Below are 18662 nucleotides of genomic sequence, written 5' to 3'. Positions count from 1 at the left end.
CATAGCCTCTCGTGCCGCAGAGGCTGTTAACATGCGCCTGATCCAACTCTCAAGGGAGTCACTCAACTTTCCGCCGCCGGAAATGGCGCTGCGTGAACCTAATGGCCTGTTGGCGATGGGGGGCGATCTCAGCCCTGCCCGCCTGCTGAGCGCCTATCACCGTGGCATTTTCCCCTGGTTCTCACCGGGGGATCCAATTCTGTGGTGGTCGCCCGATCCGCGCGCGGTGCTTTATCCAGAAAGCTTCCACCTCAGCCGCAGCATGAAGCGCTTTCATCAGCAGTCACCTTACCGCGTGACGCTTAATCAGAGCTTTTATGATGTTATCGAAGGCTGTGCCAGCAATCGTGAAGAAGGGACATGGATAACCAATGAAGTTCGCCGCGCCTGGCTGAAGCTGTTTGAGGCAGGACATGCGCAGTCGATTGAGGTCTGGCATGAGAATGAACTGGTCGGCGGGATATACGGTCTGGCGCTGGGACAGATTTTTTGTGGCGAATCGATGTTCAGCCGGCGAGAAAATGCCTCAAAAACCGCATTGTTGGTATTCAGCCGCTATTTTCAGCAGCAAGGCGGAAAAGTGATCGACTGCCAGGTGCTGAACCCGCATACCGCTTCGCTTGGCGCTGAGGAGATAGGCCGTGCGGATTACCTGCATCAGGTCAACTCGCTGGCAGATCAGCCGCTTTCAGCGAACTGTTGGCAGCCGCAGACCCTTTTTTAGTGGGATTAAACGATGTTTTCCACGCAAGAGTGGATAACAGTGATATAATATGCGCGTTTGGTATGTCGTCCGCCCATCGCCTCCTGTCACTGGCGAGCCGGGATTGGCCTGGCTGGGAATATTAACGCACTTTGTCTTTCGGTTTGCATTGCGCACAGGAGCGAATGCGAGACCCATTTTTAGCCCGCATTTCCCCCACGCTGACGTCGTACACTGCACATTTTTAATCGTGAGCTCCTCTGCGCGAAACGCGTAACAGAGGGGTTGATGCTGGTGAAATCACCAACAATTCTTTACATAATACTTGAAATTCGGCATTATCTTGCCGGTTCAAAACTAAGGTTGTAACACCTAGAGGATTCGATGGCCAAAGAAGACAATATTGAAATGCAGGGTACCGTATTGGATACGTTACCTAACACCATGTTCCGCGTTGAGTTAGAAAATGGACACGTGGTTACCGCTCACATCTCCGGTAAAATGCGTAAAAACTATATCCGCATCCTGACGGGCGACAAAGTCACTGTTGAGCTGACCCCGTACGACCTGAGCAAAGGCCGCATTGTCTTCCGTAGTCGCTAATTAGCATTCAGCCGTGCTGCCGCCCGTAGCCGCAGCACCCATAAAAAAAGGCCGGATATCATATCCGGCCTTTTTTCTATCTATCGAACAGCTTAGTGTTCTGACCCTACCGTTTTACGCTTCTCAGCGCTAACGAAGTCATAGGTCAGCTGGTTTTTCTCTTTATCGAGAGCCACCGACACGGAGCCGCCATCCACCAGCGAACCAAACAGCAGTTCGTTTGCCAGCGGTTTCTTCAGGCATTCCTGCACGGTACGTGCCATTGGACGTGCGCCCATCGCTTTATCGTACCCTTTCGCTGCCAGCCAGTCCCGGGCATCATCGCTGACTTCCAGCGACACGCCTTTCGCATCCAGCTGCGCCTGCAGTTCGACAATAAACTTGTCGACAACCTGATGGATAACCTCGGTATCGAGGTGTTTGAACCAAATAATATTGTCCAGACGGTTACGGAACTCTGGCGTAAAGATCTTTTTGATCTCTTCCATCGCATCGGTGCTGTTATCCTGGTGGATCAGGCCGATCGACTTACGTTCAGTTTCCCGCACGCCAGCGTTCGTGGTCATCACCACCACCACGTTACGGAAATCGGCTTTACGGCCGTTGTTATCGGTCAGCATACCGTTGTCCATTACCTGCAACAGCAGGTTAAAGACATCCGGGTGTGCCTTCTCGATTTCATCAAGCAGTACTACCGCGTGTGGATGCTTAATCACCGCATCCGTCAGCAGGCCGCCCTGATCGAAACCAACATAGCCTGGAGGCGCACCAATCAAACGGCTGACGGTGTGACGCTCCATGTATTCCGACATATCGAAACGCAGCAGCTCAATGCCCAGCGCTTTCGCCAGCTGAACGGTCACTTCAGTTTTACCGACGCCCGTAGGGCCAGCAAACAGGAAGGAACCGACAGGTTTTCGATCCTGACCCAATCCGGCGCGACTCATTTTGATCGCTTCGGTTAAGGCCTCAATCGCATCATCCTGGCCAAATACCAGCATTTTCAGACGATCGCTCAGGGTTTTCAGCGTGTCACGGTCGGTAGCAGAAACACTCTTCTCTGGAATACGCGCAATGCGGGCCACCACAGATTCGATATCCGACACGTTAACCGTTTTCTTACGCTTGCTGACCGGCATCAGACGTGCGCGAGCGCCCGCCTCATCAATCACGTCAATCGCCTTATCAGGCAGATGACGGTCGTTGATGTATTTCACCGCCAGCTCCACGGCGGCTCTGACCGCTTTCGCGGTGTAGCGCACATCGTGGTGAGCTTCGTATTTTGGCTTCAGACCATTGATGATTTGCACGGTTTCGTCGACAGAAGGTTCGGTAATGTCGATCTTCTGGAAACGGCGAGCCAGCGCACGGTCTTTTTCAAAGATGTTGCTGAATTCCTGATAGGTTGTGGAACCCATCACGCGAATTTTCCCGCTGGAGAGCAGCGGCTTGATCAGATTAGCGGCGTCAACCTGGCCACCTGATGCAGCACCGGCACCGATGATGGTGTGGATCTCATCGATAAACAGAATGCTGCTGGTATCCTGCTCAAGCTGTTTTAACAGCGCTTTGAAACGTTTTTCAAAATCACCACGGTATTTGGTGCCCGCCAACAGTGAACCGATATCCAGCGAATAAATCGTGGCATCTTTCATCACTTCCGGCACGTCACCCTGCACAATGCGCCAGGCCAGGCCTTCCGCAATGGCGGTTTTACCGACGCCAGACTCACCCACCAGTAACGGGTTATTTTTACGACGACGGCAAAGTACCTGAACAGTACGCTCCAGTTCTTTATCGCGCCCGATCAGTGGGTCAATCCCACCTACGCGAGCAAGCTGATTAAGATTGGTGGTGAAGTTTTCCATACGATCCTCCCCGCCTGCTTGCTCTTCGTTGACCGGATTTTCCGCACCTGACGCCGGACCCGGTTCATCTTTACGCGTCCCGTGGGAAATGAAGTTAACCACATCAAGACGGCTGACTTCGTGCTTACGCAGCAGATAAGCGGCTTGCGACTCCTGCTCGCTGAAAATCGCGACCAGGACGTTAGCACCCGCAACTTCGCTACGACCGGATGACTGCACGTGGAATACGGCGCGTTGTAATACGCGTTGGAAACTGAGCGTCGGCTGAGTGTCGCGCTCTTCTTCGCTGACCGGCAAGACCGGGGTGGTTTGTTCGATGAAGGCTTCGAGCTCCTGCCGGAGAGCCACGATATCGACCGTGCAGGCTTCTAACGCCTCGCGGGCCGACGGGTTACTGAGCAATGCCAGTAACAAATGCTCGACAGTCATAAACTCATGACGGTGCTCGCGCGCTCTGGCGAAAGCCATATTTAAACTGAGTTCCAGTTCTTGATTGAGCATAGGCACCTCCCCCAAATAGATCGCCTTATTCAGGCTTTTTCCAGCGTACACAGCAACGGATGCTCGTTCTCCCTGGCGTACTTATTTACATGAGCGACTTTGGTCTCTGCCACTTCAGCAGTATAGACACCACAGATCGCCTTTCCCTGGTAGTGGACCGCAAGCATCAGTTGCGTTGCACGTTCAGTATCATAAGAAAAGAACTTTTGCAGTACGTCAATAACAAATTCCATAGGTGTATAATCGTCATTGTTCAGAATAACTTTATACATCGAAGGTGGCTTAAGCCCTTCACGGAGCTTGTCATCTGCAAGGTGTTCAAAGTTAAGCCAATCGTTAGTGTTTGCCATACGTACCCAATCTCAACACGTTACTTACTCAGGTCAGACTAACATTATTAAGGGTAAGTTTAACACGCCCAGAATGTTGGCCCACGCCGGTGATTTTTTGCTGCAAACTGCCGCTACGCGACCTCCATCACAAAATTCGCAATAGCGTTAACTGCTTCAAATTTTGATGATTTCGTCCCCGTTTGAACGCCCCATTTGCTTGACGCTCAATGCTAAATCTCTACAGTACAGGCATAAGCTGAATGCGTTTTAACCAGCTTAGAGGCTTTAAGCCTCGCCACCTCACTCATTCGAATGTCTTGCGAGGGAAGTAGAAGCATGGAGACGGGTACTGTTAAATGGTTCAATAATGCCAAAGGCTTCGGCTTTATCTGTCCAGTCAGTGGCGGCGAGGATATCTTCGCGCACTACTCGACCATCAAGATGGATGGATACAGAACGCTGAAAGCCGGGCAACAAGTCCAGTTTGATGTGCATGAGGGACCGAAGGGCAATCATGCCAGCCTCATTGTCCCTGTGGAAATGGCGATGGCAGTCAGTGCCTGACCTTTCCTTACCTCATTCTGAACAACCCTACAGTAAAATGCCAGCCATGCACGCTGGCATTTTTATGACTGACATCCGGCAATACCTTTAAGATTGGGCTGCTACGCCTCTTTTCAAGGGAGCAAATTCAGAATTCATCGTTACGCTGGCCGGCAACGAAGCAGTGTTATCATAACCCTCTGAAAATCCGAGCTTATGCAGGAAATGCTCCATATCCAGTACGGGTAACCCGACGCGGCACGGTGAAGACGGGAACATTGCTTTACTCCGCTAAGAATTTTCGCTAGCTTGACGCCATAAATTCTCCCCACGGACGACCTGCCCCATGTATTCAGGATTGCTGATCATTCTTATTCCTTTGATCCTCGGCTACATTCTGCCGACTAAAAACCCCTCTTTGCTGCGACTGGTAAATAAGCTTCTCAGCTGGATGGTGTACGTTATCCTGTTTTTTATGGGCATCAGCCTGGCCTTTCTCGACGATCTGAGCAGCAATCTGCTGTCTATTTTCCATTACTGCGCGGTCAGTGCGGTCTGCATCTTGATCTGTAATTTGCTGGCGCTGCGGTTGTTGGAATCGCGCCGTCCGTGGACACATAAACACCGGCAGGAAGCCCTTCCTTCGCGGCTGCATATGGCGCTGGATTCATTAAAGCTGTGCGGTGTGGTGGTGATTGGATTTGTGCTGGGCCTGAGCCACTGGGCGCCGCTGAAGTTTGCCTCGCTGGCTAGCGAATACGCGCTGCTGTTTTTACTGTTCCTGGTCGGATTACAGCTGCGCGGCAGTGGCATGACGCTGCGCCAGATCATCCTCAACCGTCGTGGCCTGATGGTGGCGATGGTGGTGTTCCTCAGCGCGATGGTCGGTGGCGTGCTGACCGCCTTAGTGCTTGGCCTGCCGCTAAAAACCGGCATGGCGATGGCGTCAGGCTTCGGCTGGTATTCGCTGTCGGGCATTCTGATGACTGAATCCTTCGGGCCGGTGATTGGCAGCGCGGCGTTCTTTAATGACCTGATGCGCGAACTGCTGGCGATAATGCTGATCCCGGCGCTTATCTCACGTCACCGCTCAAGCGCGCTTGGGCTGTGTGGCGCAACCTCCATGGATTTCACCCTTCCCGTGCTGCAACGCAGCGGCGGAACGGAGATCGTACCGGCGGCCATTGTTCACGGCTTTGTGCTGAGCCTGTTTGCGCCCATTCTGATCGCGCTGTTCTCCTCCTGAGTCTCTGGCAGCCTGCGGGCTGCCGTAAACCGCACGTTTGACTACCGCCCTCGCCCTGACAACGCCCCGCCTTCGTCTATGCTTTACTCTGACTAATTTGAGATAAGCCAAACGGAGAAAGGCATGAAACAGACCGTAGCCGCCCTTGTGGCGAAAACGTTAGAAAGCGCCGGGGTAAAACGCATTTGGGGAGTCACCGGAGATTCCCTGAACGGGCTGAGCGACAGCCTGAACAAAATGGGCACCATCGAATGGATGCCGACCCGCCATGAAGAAGTGGCCGCCTTTGCCGCCGGTGCCGAGGCACAAATCAGCGGCGAACTGGCAGTGTGTGCCGGTTCCTGTGGCCCCGGCAACCTGCACCTGATCAACGGCTTGTTTGACTGTCACCGCAACCGCGTTCCGGTACTGGCGATTGCCGCGCATATTCCATCCAGCGAAATTGGCAGCGGCTATTTCCAGGAAACCCATCCGCAGGAACTGTTCCGCGAATGCAGCCACTACTGCGAGCTGGTCTCCAACCCGGAGCAGCTTCCGCAGGTACTGGGCATCGCCATGCGCAAAGCCATTCTTAATCGCGGTGTGTCCGTGGTGGTGCTGCCAGGTGATGTCGCGCTGAAGCTGGCGCCGGAAGGTGCGACGGCTAACTGGTATCCGCCTCTGTTGCCGGTGGTGCAACCGCAAGCCACTGAGATGGCCAAGCTGGCCGAACTGCTGAATGAGTCACATAACATCACCCTGATGTGCGGCAGCGGCTGTGCCGGCGCGCATGCGGAAGTCGTCAAGCTGGCCGAGACGCTGAAAGCGCCGATCGTTCACGCGCTGCGCGGCAAAGAGCATGTGGAATACGATAATCCTTATGACGTTGGCATGACCGGGCTGATCGGCTTCTCGTCTGGCTTCCATGCGATGATGAACGCGGACACCTTGGTATTGTTGGGTACGCAGTTCCCTTATCGGGCGTTCTATCCTGCCGATGCGAAAATCATTCAGATCGATATCAATCCGGGCAGCATTGGATCGCACAGTCACGTCGATATGGCGTTAATTGGCGATATCAAAACCACGCTCGCCGCGCTGTTACCGCAGCTGGAGGTTAAACAGGATCGCGATTTCCTTGATAAGGCGCTTGAGCATTATGTCGATGCGCGTAAAGAGCTGGATAATCTGGCAACCGCCAATGATAAACAGGCGATTCATCCACAATATGTGGCCCAGCAGTTGAGTCGCTTTGCCGACGACGACGCCATATTTACCTGTGACGTGGGAACGCCGACCGTCTGGGCCGCACGCTATCTGAAGATGAACGGTAAACGCCGGCTGATTGGCTCCTTTAACCATGGCTCGATGGCTAACGCCATGCCGCAGGCGCTGGGGGCGCAGTCGCTGGACAAGCAGCGTCAGGTGATAGCGATGTGTGGCGATGGCGGTTTCAGTATGCTGATGGGCGATTTCCTCTCGGTTGCTCAGCTCAAACTGCCGGTAAAACTGGTGGTGTTCAACAACAGCGTCCTCGGCTTTGTGGCGATGGAGATGAAGGCCGGCGGTTATCTGACTGACGGTACCGACCTGGAAAATCCGAATTTTGCGGAGATTGCCACCGCCTGTGGGGTGAAAGGGATCCGCGTGGAGCGCGCGTCAGACCTTGATGCAGCCCTGCAGGAAGCGCTGAATCACGATGGTCCGGTGCTGGTTGATGTGGTGACCGCCAAAGATGAGCTGGCCATGCCGCCGCAAATCAAGCTGGAGCAGGCGAAAGGCTTCAGCCTGTATATGCTGCGGGCGGTGATCAATGGCCGTGGTGACGAAGTGGTTGAACTGGCAAAAACCAACTGGCTGCGGTAAAACATTTGCAGGTCTTTTTTACGGACGCTACGGCGTCCGTTTTCATTAGAGGAGCTCAGGTGTGATTGATTTACGCAGTGATACGGTAACCCGCCCCAGCCAGGCGATGCTTTCCGCGATGATGGCCGCAGAAACCGGGGATGATGTTTACGGCGATGACCCAACGGTCAATGCACTTGAAGCCAGGGCCGCACAGTTAACCGGCAAAGAAGCCGCCCTGTTTTTACCCACGGGCACCCAGGCTAACCTGATCGCGCTGCTGTGCCATTGTCAGCGTGGAGAGGAGTACATTGTCGGCCAGCTGGCGCATAACTATAAGTACGAGGCTGGCGGCGCCGCGGTGTTAGGCAGCATTCAGCCACAGCCGATTCTGGCGGCCGCTGACGGCACGCTTCCGCTGGATGTCGTGGCGCAGTTTATCAAGCCTGATGATTTCCACTTCGCGATGACCAAACTGCTCAGCCTTGAGAACACCCATAACGGTAAAGTCCTGCCGATTGCCTATCTGAAAGACGCCTGGGAATTCACCCGTCAGCACAAGCTAACGCTGCATGTAGACGGTGCGCGTATTTTTAACGCCAGCGTGGCACTCGGGGTTGAGCTGGAAGCCCTGACGCGCTACTGCGACACCCTGACCATCTGTCTGTCAAAAGGGCTCGGCACCCCGGTAGGTTCACTGCTGTGTGGCAGCGCCGAATACATTCAGCGCGGCCGCCGCTGGCGTAAAATGACCGGCGGCGCGATGCGTCAGTCGGGCATTCTGGCGGCTGCAGGCCTGTATGCCCTTGAACATAACGTCGCCCGTCTGCAAGACGACCATGACAATGCCGCCTGGCTGGCGGAGCAGTTAAAAGCGATTGGCGTGGATGTGTCCCGTCAGGACACCAATATGGTGTTTGTAAGGTTGCCAGACGCGCAGATTGAACCGTTGAAAGCGTGGATGAAGCAGCAGAATATCCTGATCAGCACCGGTGCGGTCACGCGTCTGGTAACCCATCTGGATATCGACCGCCACGCGCTGGAAACGCTGGTGGCGCAGTGGAAGGCGTTCCTCGCCGCGTAACCCTGCACAGCCCACTCCCACCATGGGGAATGGGCTTTTTACTTTCCCATCACCCTAACCTTCGCCGTACTTTTCCAGCAACGCTCTCACCGTCGCTTCCGTTTCCGCATCCGGCAGCCCTAAATAATTTGCGGGGCGGAAATGCATCTGGAAAGCCGCGATCACCTTACGCTGTTCGTCTGCCGTCATCTCCGGACTGGCCTGATAACCATAAAGCGAAAGCAGCGTCAGCAAATGGGCGTGATCGACCGGTTGCTCCGGCGGCCTGCCTGCCAGATAAAAACTGACCCGTCCGGCATCCGGCCAGGCGCCTATCCCCTGCTCTGCCAGCCATTGCCAGGGGAATAGTGGGCCAGGATCCTGCTTACGCTGCGGGGCGATATCGCTGTGCCCAACAACATCCTGCGGCAGGATGTTGTAACGCTGTACGATATCTCTGGCCAGCGGGGCCAGCGCCGCAATCTGTGACGGCGCAAACGGGTACCAGATTTGGCCAGCAGACGTTCGCCTGTAGCCCTGATTCTCCAGCTCGATGCCGATCGAGGTGTCATTTAATCGGGAGGCTCCCCGCCAGAAGCTGGGGCCCGCATGCCAGGCAAGCTGTGATTCCGGTACCAGACGAAACACCACCGGCTGATGTGCTTTCTCCACCGGTTTCGCCGGAATCAGGTAGTGTGCGCTTACGTCACGATCGGTGAGCGTAGCCAGCGAGCTGGGGAAATCTTCCGCGGTGTAGTGGATCACCAGCACCTTAATACGGGGACGGGCGCCATACGCGGGATGGCGGGTATCAACGGTGTAGCCGGAATGCGACTCGAAGCCTGATGAACCACAGGCGCTCAGCAGCAGCGAAAAAACTGCCAATATCAACAGACGCATCATTGAATGCTCTCCTTTTGTTGTTCTTTCCCAGTGTAGCCCTTCTGGTTAAGCAGAGCGGCTATACTCTATGCTAAAAACCGTCATCCAGAAACAATAAGGAAATCAAGATGAAATACCAAGCGATTGCTGCACTGGCTCCAATGGCGCTGCTTCTCAGTGCCTGTACCACGGTACAACCCGCGTATAAGGACATTGGTACGCGTATGGGGCCTTGCGTCGATGGCGGCCCGGATTCAGTCGCGCAGCAGTTCTATGATCTGCGCCTGAAAGAGCCGACTCAGGGAATGCCGACGGCGCAACAGCTGGCCAAATACCGCCCTTATCTCAGCGATAAACTGTATGCCACCTTGCTGAAAGCCAACAGCGACACCACTCGCGCACCTGAGTTAAATCAGGGTGATATCTTCTCAAGTTTATCGGTTGGCCCAACCTCAGCCAGCGTGGCGGATGCGTCGACCATTCCGAATACCGATGCACGCAACATTCCGCTGCGCGTGACGCTCACTCGGGATGGCAGCAAGCCGGTAGAGTGGCAGGATGAAGTGCTGATGGTGCGCGAAGGCACCTGCTGGGCAGTTGACGACGTGCGCTACAACAGCCCGAACCCGCATCTTCAGGGCGGCTCGCTCAGCCAGTTGCTGCTGAAGTAGTGTCTCCCAGTGTCGTGCCATCGCCCGATGGCACGATCGCTCTCGCAGTTCTTGCATCTTCCCGGGCAAATCCGCTTAAAGCACGCGATCTTGTGCTAGCCTTTTAGTTTACAGCAGGCATAAAGGTATTTTCACGCACGATGATTGCATAAGTATGCCGTCAACGTTAAGATTCGCAGCATCAATTGCTATTCACTTTTTGCGCATGAGTATTCAACTAAACGGTATTAACTGCTTTTATGGTGCCCATCAGGCACTGTTCGACATTCAACTGGCGTGCCCTGAGGGCGAAACGCTGGTTCTGCTGGGTCCAAGCGGTGCCGGTAAGAGCTCTCTGCTGCGCGTTCTCAATTTGCTTGAGATGCCGCGTTCCGGCACGTTGAGCATTGCGGGACATCAAATCGACTTCAGTAAAACCCCGTCAGACGCGGCCATCCGCGAGCTGCGTCAAAACGTGGGTATGGTCTTCCAGCAATATAATCTCTGGCCGCACCTGACGGTGATGCAGAACCTGATCGAAGCGCCCTGCCGCGTGCTGGGGCTGAGCAAAGATCAGGCCCATGCCCGCGCCGGAAAACTACTGGATCGCCTGCGCCTGACCACATTCGCCGACCGCTATCCTTTGCACCTTTCCGGCGGCCAACAGCAACGCGTGGCGATAGCCAGAGCGTTAATGATGGAGCCGGCGGTGTTGCTGTTCGATGAGCCCACCGCCGCGCTTGATCCGGAAATTACGGCCCAGATCGTGTCGATCATTCAGGAACTGGCGCAGACCAACATCACCCAGGTCATCGTGACGCACGAAGTGGAAGTGGCGCGTAAAACCGCCAGCCGCGTGGTGTACATGGAGAACGGTTACGTGGTCGAACAGGGTGATGCCAGCCGCTTTACACAGCCGCAAACCGACGCGTTTGCCAATTATCTATCGCACTAATGCAGGGTATAATGATGAAAAAAGTCGTACTTGCCGCACTGTTAGCGGGTTTAAGCCTGAGCGCGAGCGCCGCGCAGACCATTCGTTTTGCTACCGAAGCCTCTTATCCTCCGTTTGAATTTGTCGATTCCGATAACAAAATTCAGGGCTTTGATGTCGATCTGGCTAACGCGCTGTGCCGTGAAATGAACGCAACCTGTACCTTCACTAACCAGGCGTTCGACAGCCTGATCCCAAGCCTGAAATTCCGTCGTTTTGACGCGGTAATGGCCGGCATGGACATCACGCCTGAGCGTGAGAAACAGGTTCTGTTCTCCAAAGCTTACTATGACAACTCTGCTCTGTTTATTGCGCAGAAAGGCAAAGTGGCTTCGGTTGATGCGTTGAAAGGCAAACGTGTTGGCGTACAGAACGGCACCACGCATCAGAAATACCTGACCGAAAAAATGACCGGCGTGAATGCCGTTCCTTACGACAGCTATCAGAATGCGATCCTCGACCTGAAAAATGGCCGTATCGATGCGGTATTCGGTGACACCGCAGTGGTGAACGAATGGCTGAAGCAGAACGCAAACCTGGCACCAGTGGGCGAGAAAGTGACGGATAAGGCTTACTTCGGCACCGGTTTGGGCATCGCGGTTCGTCAGGGTAACGCCGAGTTGCAGGGCCAGTTCAACACCGCACTGGACAAAGTGAAGGCTGACGGCACCTACAAAACCATCTACAGCAAATGGTTCCAGCAGTAATTTCTGAATGAATGAACTCACTCCTTTAGCAAGCGCCGCCGGCATGACCGTCGGTCTTGCCGTTTCTGCACTGGTCGTTGGGCTGATTCTGGCGATGATTTTCGCCGCCTGGGAATCGGCCCGCTGGCGTCCGGTCGCCTGGCTGGGAACCGGTCTGGTCACGCTATTCCGTGGCCTGCCGGAGATCCTGGTGGTGCTGTTCGTCTATTTTGGTGCCTCGCAACTGCTGCTGACCCTGTCCGATGGTTTCACCGTCAATCTGGGGCTGTTCAGCTTCCCGGTGCAGGTGAATATTCAGAACTTCGACGTCAGCCCGTTTCTTTGCGGGGTGATCGCCCTGTCGATCCTCTACGCCTCCTACGCTTCTCAGACCCTTCGCGGCGCGCTGAAAGCGGTCCCTGTGGGGCAGTGGGAATCGGGACAGGCGCTGGGCATGAAAACCCCGGCCATTTTCTTCCGCCTGATCCTGCCGCAGATGTGGCGTCATGCCCTGCCAGGCTTGGGTAATCAGTGGCTGGTCCTGCTGAAAGACACGGCGCTGGTCTCGCTGATCAGCGTGAACGATATTATGTTGCAAACCAAAAGCATCGCGGCCCGCACGCAGGAGCCGTTTACCTGGTATCTGATGGCCGCGGCCATCTATCTGGTGATCACCTTATTGAGCCAGCAGGTGCTGAAGCGTATTGATGCCCGTGCGACCCGTTTTGAGCAGGGGAATACCTGATGTTGAGCTATTTACCCGAACTGCTGAAAGGGCTGCATACCAGTCTGACGCTGACCGTGGCATCGCTGATCCTCGCGCTGGTGTTTGCGCTGATTTTCACGGTAATTTTATCGCTGAAAGTGCCGGTACTGCGGCTGGTAGTCCGGGGCTATATCACCCTGTTTACCGGGACACCGCTGCTGGTGCAAATCTTCCTGATCTATTATGGGCCAGGACAGTTTCCGTCAATTCAGGCCATTCCCTGGTTATGGCATTTACTCTCGCAGCCCTGGCTCTGCGCGCTGCTGGCATTGTCGCTAAACAGCGCCGCCTACACCACGCAGCTTTTCTATGGCGCGATGCGGGCGATCCCTGCCGGTCAGTGGGAATCCTGTGCCGCACTGGGTATGAACCGCAAAGAAACGCTGCGCATCCTGCTGCCCTATGCCTTTAAGCGCGCCCTCTCCTCTTACTCCAATGAGGTGGTGCTGGTGTTCAAAAGTACCTCGCTGGCCTACACCATCACGCTGATGGAAGTGATGGGGCACGGTCAATTGCTGTATGGCCGCACTTATGACGTCACGGTATTTGCGGCAGCGGGCCTGATTTACCTGTGCGTAAACGGCTTACTCACCTTAATGATGCGGATAATTGAACGTCGCGCGCTGGCCTTTGAACGCAGAAACTGATCGATGCCGGTGCAGGTCACCGGTATCCGTCAGAAACAGCCCTTCTTTAGCGGTTAATCCGCGGATAGCCCAGGCATCACCCACGGCATAATGGTCAGGTAAAGTGACCGCAAGGACGGTACGTGATGCTTAAGTTTGTTTTTACCCTTCTACTGACCTCGATATGTGCCTGTGCTCAGGCAGCGGAACCGCTGCGTTTTGCTTCTAACGCTAACAATCCTCCCTTTGAATTTCTTACTGCTGAAAATCAGCTGGTCGGATTCGATATCGATCTGGCGAAAGCCCTGTGCGACCGGATGCAAAAGCAGTGTATTTTTACCAATAACACCTTCGAACGCCTGCTGCCGTCATTAAAGTTCCGCCGTTATGATGCGATCATTTCCGGTCTGGATATCACCGATGAGCGTAAGAAAACGGTCGAGTTTACCCAGCCTTATTTTATGAATTCGGGCACGCTGGTCGCCAGGGCGGGTCTGTACAGCAATATTGAACAGCTGAAAGGTAAGCGTATCGGTATCGGTGCGGAAACCACTCAGCAGGCCTATTTAATGACGGCCTGGCCTGAGATCATTACCGTCGCCTACGACAATTATCAGAATGCCTTACTGGATATTCGTAACGGCAGGCTGGATGGCATTTTTGGCGACACGCTGGCGGTGAAGGAATTACTGAAAACCAATCCACATCTGGCCAAAGTCGGCGATCCGATCACCGATAGCCGCTTCTTTGGTTCAGGATTGGGGATTGCCGTGCGCAAAGGCAACACCGAGCTGCGTGACAGCCTGAATCAAGCCCTGCAAAGCCTGAAAGACGATGGCACGCTGGAAAAGCTTCGCCAACGCTGGTTTGGCGCAGCGGCTTAGCTTAAAAAAGGTTTATTGCTCCCTCAGCCGACAGAAGGTCGGCGTCTGTCGTGCCGCCGTTCAGTGCTGCCTAAAAAATCGCCGGCTGCTTTCAGGCATAAACAGCAGCAGGATAATCAGCAGATCGGGCAACTTCTGCGAGATCAGCAGATGAATAATTTGCAGGTTGTTCTCGCCACTGACGCTGAACAGTTCAGGATAGATCCAGCCCATCGACGCGCAAAACATATAGATCAACACGGTGATTTGAGAAATCACAAAGCCCCAGCGTCCCCAGTTTTTCCCATGCATCATCGCAACCGCGCAACGCAGCTCAAAAAAGAAGATCAGCTGGCTGGCGATAAAAATCAACGTCGAGTTCCACGCCTGAGCACTGCGATAAACAAAGCTCATGACTTCTGCCAGACCTAAGTCATGCACCTGCAAGGCCACGCCGAGTACGCGCGTAGCGATCGCCGCGATGCCCGCCACCAGCACCGCCACAGGGATTGAAGACGGTGATTTCAGGACTGCTTTACCCTCTCTGAACACCTCTGACATGACACTCTCCTGACCAACCTGTTGCTCCGCCCCAAAACAGTGCACGTGCGCGATAGTGGGGGTCCACCGACCTGTTGCCTGATTTTACGATAAATAAGACTGGATAAATATTGAAGGTCGGCATTACATGATGTTTTTTTTATTACGCCTTCATTCGCAACGATGGCGGTAATAAGGGTTTATCGACAGTTATTTTGTTTAATTCAGCCACACTGGCACGAACTCTGCAATTCATCCTTACCTGAAAGTTAACAGGTTATTTTTAGCGCAATTACCGAAAGAGTGCCACTCAGGGCCCCTTTTTTGCTGCGTTATTAGCATTTTTCTATTTTTGGGAGGAGAAACGTTGATGAAGGAAGAGATAACGTGCTCGCCAGCCAGAGTGACTGTCGGCATTGGGGTCTGCTGGAAATATTCACCCATTACGGTGCCATCCGCGCTGCGCATAAATTACTCACGCCGTTATTAAAACCTGTTTTAGGTTTGCCGGGTCGATCCGGCCTGGCGCTAATTACCGATTTGCAAAGTACCGATGCAGGCGCAGCATTAACCAAAGAACTGTATGACGAGAAGCAAATCAGCAAAAAGGACGGGGTTATTATGGCGGCCTGGCAGTATTCCGGTGCGGGATTAATCAATAACTATTTTGCCATTGGCTCAGCACTATTTGTTTCTCTGTCGATTCCGGTATTGATCCCGCGGATCGCCATTCAAAATTTATTGCCGAATGTGGTGATGGCGTATGTGATTGCGGAGATGCTAAATTTACCCGGGATTATGGGCTTTATTGGTAAGGTGTTTGCACCGCACAGTGACAATACATGGGCCGTCTGCTGGGTGTGTCCGACGTGCCGAAGAAGTACTGGCCACTGCCGTTGGTGACCAGCATCCTGAATGCGGTCATCTCGATGTTGGTCATGCGAGTGGTTGCCTGATAACTGATAAATGGAGTGCTTAACGTGTTAAAAGTTTTAGAACATTACGCTTATCTGCATGAGATCCCTGAACTGGGATTCCAGGAATTTAAAACCTCGGCCTATATCAGCCAGCAGCTTAAAGCAGCAGGTTATGCGGTGCAGGACAACTTTAATGGCACCACGGGTATCGTCGCCGTGCTGGACAGCGGCGTGCCGGGCCCTACCCTCGCTCTGCGGGCAGACATGGATGCGCTGGGCCATATCATTAATGGCGAAGCCTGTGCACGTCATACCTGTGGTCATGACGGCCATTCCTCGGTTGTGCTGACTGCGGCGCAGGAGTTGATTGCTGAAGGCGCGGTGAAAAAAGGCCGCCTGAAGCTGATCTTCCAGCCTGCAGAAGAGTTAGGCACCGGTGCGCTGGCGATGATTGCCGGCGGCGCCATCGACGATGTCGACATGATTCTGGGCTTCCACCTGCGTCCGGCAGAAGAGTGCGAAGTCGGCACAGCCATTCCGGCGGTCTATTATTCCGCCTGTGTCACCATTGAAGCGACCATCCGCGGCCAGACGGCACACGGCGCGCGCCCTCACCTTGGGATTAATGCGCTTGATGCCGGTGCCGCCGCGGTGCAGGCCGTTAATGGCGTGCATATGGCACCCGGTAAGAGCTGGAGTGCTAAAGCCACCCGCTTCCTGTGCGATGCCGGCGTGACCAACTCCATTCCCGATGAAGCCCGCGTGGTATTCGATCTTCGCGCAGCGGAAAATGAAGATATGGAGGTGTTGCAGGCGCGGGTAGAAAAAGCCGTTCAGCACAGCGTCGCCGCTTATGGCGCAACCGCGCATATCGTCGTTCTGAAATCGATGCCAGCGGCAGAGATTGATGATGAGATGACCGCGCTGATTTCGGCGTCAATCAAAGAGGTGCTGGGTGAAGAGGCGTTGATGCCGGTCCGTTCCACGCCGGGTAGCGAAGACTTCTTCCACTATGCGGTGCAGCGCCCTGAGGTCAAGTCCGGTTTCTGGGGATTAGGGACGGGATTAGTGCCGGGCCTGCATCATCCCGATATGCATTTCGACCTGAACTCGCTGCCTGTCGGCATCAAGGTGTTTAAAGCCTGCGTGAAGAAGGTCCTCGGATAGCCTCGCTCTGACAGTTTGCCGCCACCCAAATACGACAGTGGGTGGCGGCAAAAATCGCCTTACAGAGCGCTAACGCTACTTAACCGCCTCGCGCCTTTTGAATATCACGCAGCCGCTGCTTCTCTTCGTGCGCCATAAAGCGCCAGGCGATAAAGCCCACGATGCCCACCACAAAAAGGATTAACGACGCCAGCGCGTTGATTTCCGGGTTCACGCCACGGCGAACCGTTGCAAAGATCTGCATCGGCAAGGTGGTGGCACCTGGCCCGGTGACAAAGCTGGAAATTACCAGGTCATCCAGCGACAGCGTAAAGGCCAGCAGCCAGCCGGTGACAATCGCCGGGGCGATCATCGGAACGGTAATCACAAAGAACACCTTCAACGGTGTGGCACCCAAATCCATCGCCGCTTCTTCAATGGAGCGGTCAAGCTCGCGCAGACGCGAGTTGATCACCACCGCCACATAAGCGGTACAGAAGGTGACGTGCGCCAGCCAGATAGTCAGCATTCCGCGGTCGGCAGGCCAGCCAAAGGTATTGGCCATCGCAACAAACAGCAGCAGTAACGACAGGCCGGTGATCACATCGGGCATCACCAATGGTGCGGTCAGCATAAACGCAAATCCGGTTGAGCCTTTAAAGCGACCAAACCGCACGATAATCACCGCCGCAATGGTGCCCAGGACCGACGCCGCCGTTGCCGCCAGCGCGGCAATGCTCAGGCTCAGGGTCACCGCGCTGATCATCGCATCATCATGGAACAACACGTTATACCAGTGCAGGGAGAAACTCTCCCATGCCGCCAGTTGCGAGGAGTTAAACGAATAGATCACCAGCAACGCCATCGGCGCATACAGGAAGAAGAAGCACACCACGAGGATCGCCGTGCGCCATGGAGAACGAATGGTGGGTAAGGTAGTCATTTCGTTTCCCCCAGCTCTTTATTCTGATGCTTATGGAACCAGATAATCGGCAGGATCAAAATCAGCAGAATAATCACCGCCAGTGCCGACGCTACCGGCCAGTCACGGTTATTAAAGAACTCCTGCCAGAGCACGCGACCGATCATAATACTGTCAGGGCCGCCCAGCAGTTCGGGGATCACGTACTCACCCACCGCAGGGATAAACACCAGCATGGAACCGGCGATAATGCCGCCTTTGGTCAACGGCACAATCACGCTAAAAAAGGTTTTCATCGGACGCGCGCCAAGGTCCAGCGACGCTTCCACCAGCGAATAATCGATACGCGTTAACGCGGTATAAATCGGCAACACCATAAACGGTAAATAGCAGTACACGATGCCGATATAGACCGCCAGATTGGTATACAGAATGGCGATCGGATGATCGGTAATGCCGGTCCACATCAGGAAGCGGTTCAGAATACCGTTGTCATTCAGAATGCCCATCCAGGCATACACGCGCACCAGGAACGAGGTCCAGGAAGGCAAGATCACCAGTAACAGTAGAATATTACGCGTTGACGGTGAACTGTGCGCCACTGCCCACGCCAGCGGGTAGCCAATCAGCAGACAAACAACCGTCGAGATCGCGGCGACCTGCAACGAGTGCAGATACGCATCCACGTACAGCGGATCGTCTGTCAGCGTGATGTAGTTGCCCAGATTCATTACCATGGTCAGCTGACCATCGGCCCAGGTCACTAAATCGGTATACGGTGGGATCGCGCGCGCAATATCAGCGAAGCTGATTTTCAGCACGATCAAAAATGGCAGCAGGAACAGCAGTATCAGCCACAAATAAGGCAGTGCAATAACCAGCTTGCGGCCCTGTTTCATCTGCAACCGGCCGAGAAGCGCGCTAAAAGCACCCTGCTGTCGGGTTGGTGGCTCGGTCGTTCTCGAAGAATTCTCGCTCATCACTCCC

19 protein-coding genes and 2 pseudogenes are annotated in these 18662 nt (G+C 54.4%); 15 read left to right on the top strand and 6 right to left on the bottom strand.

Annotated elements, in window-relative coordinates:
- The first annotated feature begins 31 nt into the window (after window positions 1-31).
- The gene (aat, locus tag EBC_RS09175) at window positions 32-724 is read left to right on the top strand and encodes a leucyl/phenylalanyl-tRNA--protein transferase (RefSeq protein WP_013201510.1); all 693 of its coding nucleotides are present in this window, start codon (window positions 32-34) and stop codon (window positions 722-724) included.
- A gap of 363 nt (window positions 725-1087) precedes the next feature.
- Complete coding sequence (gene infA / locus EBC_RS09170; RefSeq protein WP_002211347.1) at window positions 1088-1306, top strand: translation initiation factor IF-1; 219 nt, start codon at window positions 1088-1090, stop codon at window positions 1304-1306.
- A 92-nt stretch (window positions 1307-1398) separates the two neighbouring features.
- Here infA and clpA read toward each other — a convergent pair whose 3' ends face one another.
- Window positions 1399-3675 (bottom strand): ATP-dependent Clp protease ATP-binding subunit ClpA, encoded by a 2277-nt coding sequence (clpA, locus tag EBC_RS09165; protein ID WP_013201509.1) that lies wholly within the window; start codon window positions 3673-3675, stop codon window positions 1399-1401.
- Window positions 3676-3704: 29 nt separating this feature from the next.
- Window positions 3705-4025, bottom strand: a complete 321-nt coding sequence (gene clpS / locus EBC_RS09160) for an ATP-dependent Clp protease adapter ClpS (RefSeq protein ID WP_013201508.1) — start codon at window positions 4023-4025, stop codon at window positions 3705-3707.
- A gap of 318 nt (window positions 4026-4343) precedes the next feature.
- Between clpS and cspD the strand changes: the two genes are divergently transcribed.
- The 4 genes from cspD to ltaE all read left to right on the top strand — a co-directional run bounded on the left by cspD (window position 4344) and on the right by ltaE (window position 8704).
- Entirely contained in the window at window positions 4344-4571 is a 228-nt protein-coding gene (cspD, locus tag EBC_RS09155; protein ID WP_013201507.1) for a cold shock-like protein CspD, read from the top strand.
- Window positions 4572-4896: 325 nt separating this feature from the next.
- Window positions 4897-5796, top strand: a complete 900-nt coding sequence (locus EBC_RS09150; protein ID WP_013201506.1) for a lysine exporter LysO family protein — start codon at window positions 4897-4899, stop codon at window positions 5794-5796.
- 123 nt (window positions 5797-5919) lie between these two features.
- A complete protein-coding gene (gene poxB / locus EBC_RS09145) occupies window positions 5920-7641 on the top strand; it encodes a ubiquinone-dependent pyruvate dehydrogenase (RefSeq protein WP_013201505.1) in 1722 nt (573 codons plus the stop codon).
- A gap of 61 nt (window positions 7642-7702) precedes the next feature.
- The gene (ltaE, locus tag EBC_RS09140; protein ID WP_013201504.1) at window positions 7703-8704 is read left to right on the top strand and encodes a low-specificity L-threonine aldolase; all 1002 of its coding nucleotides are present in this window, start codon (window positions 7703-7705) and stop codon (window positions 8702-8704) included.
- Between the two features lie 54 nt (window positions 8705-8758).
- Here the strand turns inward: ltaE and EBC_RS09135 are convergent, their stop codons facing one another.
- On the bottom strand, window positions 8759-9586 hold the full coding sequence (locus EBC_RS09135; protein ID WP_013201503.1) for an N-acetylmuramoyl-L-alanine amidase: 828 nt from the start codon (window positions 9584-9586) through the stop codon (window positions 8759-8761).
- 107 nt (window positions 9587-9693) lie between these two features.
- On the opposite strand from EBC_RS09135, the gene EBC_RS09130 reads away from it, so the two are divergent.
- The 6 genes from EBC_RS09130 to EBC_RS09105 all read left to right on the top strand — a co-directional run bounded on the left by EBC_RS09130 (window position 9694) and on the right by EBC_RS09105 (window position 14171).
- Window positions 9694-10236, top strand: coding sequence for a lipoprotein (locus tag EBC_RS09130; RefSeq protein WP_013201502.1), 543 nt, complete (start codon window positions 9694-9696; stop codon window positions 10234-10236).
- Between the two features lie 205 nt (window positions 10237-10441).
- Window positions 10442-11170, top strand: a complete 729-nt coding sequence (artP, locus tag EBC_RS09125; protein ID WP_013201501.1) for an arginine ABC transporter ATP-binding protein ArtP — start codon at window positions 10442-10444, stop codon at window positions 11168-11170.
- Window positions 11171-11184: 14 nt separating this feature from the next.
- Window positions 11185-11916, top strand: coding sequence for an arginine ABC transporter substrate-binding protein (artJ, locus tag EBC_RS09120; protein ID WP_041691955.1), 732 nt, complete (start codon window positions 11185-11187; stop codon window positions 11914-11916).
- 7 nt (window positions 11917-11923) lie between these two features.
- Entirely contained in the window at window positions 11924-12640 is a 717-nt protein-coding gene (gene artQ, locus EBC_RS09115; protein ID WP_013201499.1) for an arginine ABC transporter permease ArtQ, read from the top strand.
- Window positions 12640-13308: an arginine ABC transporter permease ArtM gene (gene artM / locus EBC_RS09110; protein ID WP_013201498.1), complete on the top strand. Its 669-nt coding sequence runs from the start codon at window positions 12640-12642 to the stop codon at window positions 13306-13308. The genes artQ and artM overlap by 1 nt, the downstream gene beginning before the upstream one ends.
- Before the next feature lie 125 nt (window positions 13309-13433).
- Complete coding sequence (locus EBC_RS09105; protein WP_013201497.1) at window positions 13434-14171, top strand: transporter substrate-binding domain-containing protein; 738 nt, start codon at window positions 13434-13436, stop codon at window positions 14169-14171.
- Between the two features lie 60 nt (window positions 14172-14231).
- Here the strand turns inward: EBC_RS09105 and EBC_RS09100 are convergent, their stop codons facing one another.
- A complete protein-coding gene (locus EBC_RS09100; protein ID WP_013201496.1) occupies window positions 14232-14711 on the bottom strand; it encodes a YbjO family protein in 480 nt (159 codons plus the stop codon).
- 399 nt (window positions 14712-15110) lie between these two features.
- Here EBC_RS09100 and EBC_RS09095 point away from each other — a divergent pair.
- The 3 genes and pseudogenes from EBC_RS09095 to EBC_RS09090 all read left to right on the top strand — a co-directional run.
- A pseudogene (locus EBC_RS09095) lies at window positions 15111-15416 on the top strand (nucleoside recognition domain-containing protein); the annotation flags it as partial.
- Window positions 15402-15646 (top strand): annotated as a pseudogene (locus tag EBC_RS25735) (hypothetical protein). The pseudogenes EBC_RS09095 and EBC_RS25735, both read left to right, overlap by 15 nt.
- A gap of 24 nt (window positions 15647-15670) precedes the next feature.
- Window positions 15671-16774, top strand: coding sequence for a M20 peptidase aminoacylase family protein (locus tag EBC_RS09090; protein WP_013201494.1), 1104 nt, complete (start codon window positions 15671-15673; stop codon window positions 16772-16774).
- A gap of 79 nt (window positions 16775-16853) precedes the next feature.
- On the opposite strand, the gene potI is transcribed toward EBC_RS09090, so the two are convergent.
- A complete protein-coding gene (potI, locus tag EBC_RS09085; RefSeq protein WP_013201493.1) occupies window positions 16854-17696 on the bottom strand; it encodes a putrescine ABC transporter permease PotI in 843 nt (280 codons plus the stop codon).
- Window positions 17693-18655, bottom strand: coding sequence for a putrescine ABC transporter permease PotH (potH, locus tag EBC_RS09080; protein WP_013201492.1), 963 nt, complete (start codon window positions 18653-18655; stop codon window positions 17693-17695). Before potH ends, potI begins: the two co-directional genes overlap by 4 nt.
- Between the last annotated feature and the right edge of the window lie 7 nt (window positions 18656-18662).

The organism is Erwinia billingiae Eb661 (genome assembly GCF_000196615.1).
Classification (GTDB): Bacteria; Pseudomonadota; Gammaproteobacteria; order Enterobacterales; family Enterobacteriaceae; genus Erwinia; species Erwinia billingiae.
The sequence above is the reverse complement of the archived record's forward strand: the minus strand, read 5'-3'. Positions and strand labels throughout refer to the sequence as shown.